This window comes from Sphaerobacter sp. (genome assembly GCF_019683595.1).
Classification (GTDB): domain Bacteria; phylum Chloroflexota; class Chloroflexia; order Thermomicrobiales; family Thermomicrobiaceae; genus Sphaerobacter.
This window is the reverse complement of record NZ_JADGHZ010000288.1, coordinates 1-3,122: the sequence shown is the minus strand read 5'-3', so window position 1 is coordinate 3,122 and position 3,122 is coordinate 1. Positions and strand designations below refer to the sequence as shown.

Below are 3,122 nucleotides of genomic sequence, written 5' to 3'. Positions count from 1 at the left end.
CCGCCCCCGGGCGCGATCACCCTCTCGGAGAGCCCCTTCTTATCCCGCGCGGCACGAGCGGGGCTGTCAACGAGGAGAACGCACCACCCCTCAGCGCAAGTAGTTCAGCGGGTCGACGTAGACACCGTTCTTGATAACGACGAAGTGCAGGTGCGAACCGGTCGAGGCGCCGGTGCTGCCCATGGGGCCGAGGTACTGGCCCTGGGCGACCCACTGGCCGACGCTGACCGCCGGGCGTGCGTTCATGTGGCCGTACCAGGTGACAAGGCCGTTCCCGTGGTCGATGGCGACGGCGTTGCCCAGCCCGCCGGTGTTCCACCCGGCGAAGATCACCACACCGGCGTCGGCCGCGACGATCGGCGTGCCGAAGGCGTTGGCGATGTCGAGGCCCAGGTGGAAGTGTGCGTAGCCGGCGTACGCCGGTTCCATCCAGAACTCGGACGGCCCGAAGTACTGCGTGATGGTTCCAGCCGCTGGCCAGACGAAACTGCCGGTCGCACCGTAGCTCGGCGCAGGAGCGGCCGGTGCAGGGGCCGGCTGGTTCGACGCCGGCGGCTCCGGCGCCGGTTCCGGCTCGGGCGGCGGCGGCGGTGCCGGTGGGTGCCCACCCGGGATCATCACCTGCTGCCCCACCCGCAACTGCCCGCCGGCGCCCAGGCCGTTCAACGGGTAGTCGAGGATTGCCTCTGGACCAACCCCGTAGTGCTCTGCCAGGCTCTCGACGGTATCCCCCTCCTGGACGGTGACCATCACCCCGTCGGTCGGCAGGATCGCCAACGGCTGGCCCGGCAGGATCAGGTCGCCGTCCGGCAGGCTGTTGGCCCAGACGATGGTGCTCGGCTGCAACCCGAAGAGCTGGGCGATCGTCCAGAGGGTGTCACCCGGCCGGACGATGTAGGTCAGCACCTGGTCGCGCGTCGGCATCGTTCCGCCCGGGACCATCAACAACCGGTAAGGCACCAGGTCGGCGTTGTGCTCCACGTTGTTCGGCTCGTAGCCGGTGATGTCCTCCACCTCGACGCCGTAGCGCGCGGCGATGCTCTCCAGCGTGTCGCCGTCGTGCACGACGTGGAGCATGCCATCGACCGGCGGGACACGGATCTGCGTCCCCTCCGGCAGCGGCTCGGCCGGGTTCGTCAGGCCGTTGGCCCAGAGGATCGTGCTGACGTCAAGGCCGGTCTCCTCGGCCACGTCCTCCGCCGTCTGCCCCTCGGACACGACCACGGTCTGGATCTGCAACTGGTCGGGTGCCACGGCACTGGCGAACTCGGAGACGTAGCCGTTCAGCACGCCAGAGGCGAGGGTTGCGAGCGGCGGGGTGCTCAGCCCGGTGCCGGCGTATCGCACCGAGGCACCGGGCGCGACGGCGTACGCACGGACGTCGCCGAGCGCGTCGATACCGCCCGGCTGGACGATCGGCCCGTCGGTACTCCAGTAGCCGCGCCCCGCCACAACGGCGACGATAACCGCCAGCAGCAGCGCGTGCACCAGCACCCGCGTGCCGGTCGCCCCAAGCACCACGCGGCGCGCCCGCGGCGGGGACTCCGCCTCTGGCCGCGTCGCGGTCGCCGTCGCCCCAACCGCGCGGTACTCGACGACTTCCGGCGCGGTCCAGGTCCGCCGGGCAGCACTTGCCTCAACCCGGCGGAGGTACGCCTTCAGCTCCGGGTCCAGCGGGTCGTCACGGTCGTCCGCAAAGGAGAGATGGCCGGTGGAAGGACGATGCACCCCACCGTCGACCGCGGCTCGCCACGCGGACGGTGTGGTGTCGGGGCTTGGTGTCGCTGGTGGCGCCGGGTCCCCATCCGGCCGCCAGCCGAACCGTGGTTCGGGCATCGCCGCACCGTGCACCCGCGGCGGGGCACCATCTTCCCTTCCCATGGCGCCCACTATACCCGGGGGCGGGTGTACAGACAAGAATGTGCCTGAAAGTCACCATAACCGATCGACCGAAGCGAGACAGCGCGGACCGGCGCACGGACGGTTAGGCGGTCGGCTCCGGCGTCGGCGTCGGGGGCGGCGGCTCGGGCAGCCCGAGCAAGGCGCGCGCGTCGGCGTAGCGGTCCTGGCTGCCCAGAATCACCGCGATCTGGACGCCCGAGGGCGCCCGGTACGCGACCACCAGGCATTGCCCGGCCTGCTCGGTCGTCCCGGTCTTGATCCCGAAGACCCCGTCCTGCGCCAGGAGCTGGTTGGTGTTCTCCAGCCGGATCACCCGGGCCTTCGGCCCGCCGACGCGCACCTGCGCCCGCGGCATCGCCACGATCGACACCAGGACCGGCTCGCGCAGCAGCGCGCGCGCGGCGATCACCATGTCCCGCGCGGTGACGACCTGCCCCTCGGCATCGTCCCCGCTTGGCTCTATGAAGTGGCTCCCGGTCATACCCAGGTCGGCCGCGACCGCGTTCATGGCGGCGACGAAGCGCTCCACCGGCGGCTGATCTCCCGGCAGCCGCTCGCCGATCACACGGCTCAGCGTCTTGGCTGCATCGTTGCCCGACGGGAGCAGCAGCCCGACCAGCAGGTCGTGCACGGTCACCGTGTCCCCAGCCTGCAAGCCCATGTGGGACTCGGCCACCGGGTCGACCAGATCCTCCTCCTGGACCGTCAGCACCTCCTCCAGTCCCGCATGGCGCAGGACCGTGAGCGCGGTGACGATCTTCGCGGTGCTGGCGGGCGGCAGTGGCTCGTCCGCGTTGCGTTCGAAGAGAACCAGCTCCGGCTCAGCCTGGACGAGGATCGCCGCCCGCGCCGAGAGCGGCAAATCGGGCGGGATCGCCGCGACCGGCGGCGTCGGCGTTGGGGTCGGTGTCGGGAGCACCGGCGTCGGCGTAGGCGTGGCGACATCCGCCACCGGCGTCGCGGGTCGGCGCCCGGTCGCCAGTGCGAGCGGGTCGACACCCCCCACGTATCCCCAGACGGTGGCGGTCGCAAGCACCAGGCTCAGCAGGAGCAGCAGGCTGCCGAGGAGCAGCGAGCGGGTTCGCAGCGGTCGTCGCACCCAAACGGTCCGTTCACGCGGACACCATCCCAACCCCGGCGAATTGTACCCCGTGCCACCGAGACACGGCCGGGGGTGTGGCCCTCACCCCCTCCCCCCTCTCCCAAAGTTGGGAGAGGGG

The 3,122-nt window shown here is 71.1% G+C and carries 2 protein-coding genes; both read right to left on the bottom strand.

Going from position 1 to position 3,122, the window contains the following annotated elements; translation table 11 throughout:
- Positions 1-90: 90 nt before the first annotated feature.
- Complete coding sequence (locus IRZ30_RS16715) at positions 91-1,836, bottom strand: LysM peptidoglycan-binding domain-containing protein (protein ID WP_294086814.1); 1,746 nt, start codon at positions 1,834-1,836, stop codon at positions 91-93.
- 148 nt (positions 1,837-1,984) lie between these two features.
- Positions 1,985-3,001 (bottom strand): D-alanyl-D-alanine carboxypeptidase family protein, encoded by a 1,017-nt coding sequence (locus IRZ30_RS16710; RefSeq protein WP_294086811.1) that lies wholly within the window; start codon positions 2,999-3,001, stop codon positions 1,985-1,987.
- Positions 3,002-3,122 lie beyond the last annotated feature (121 nt).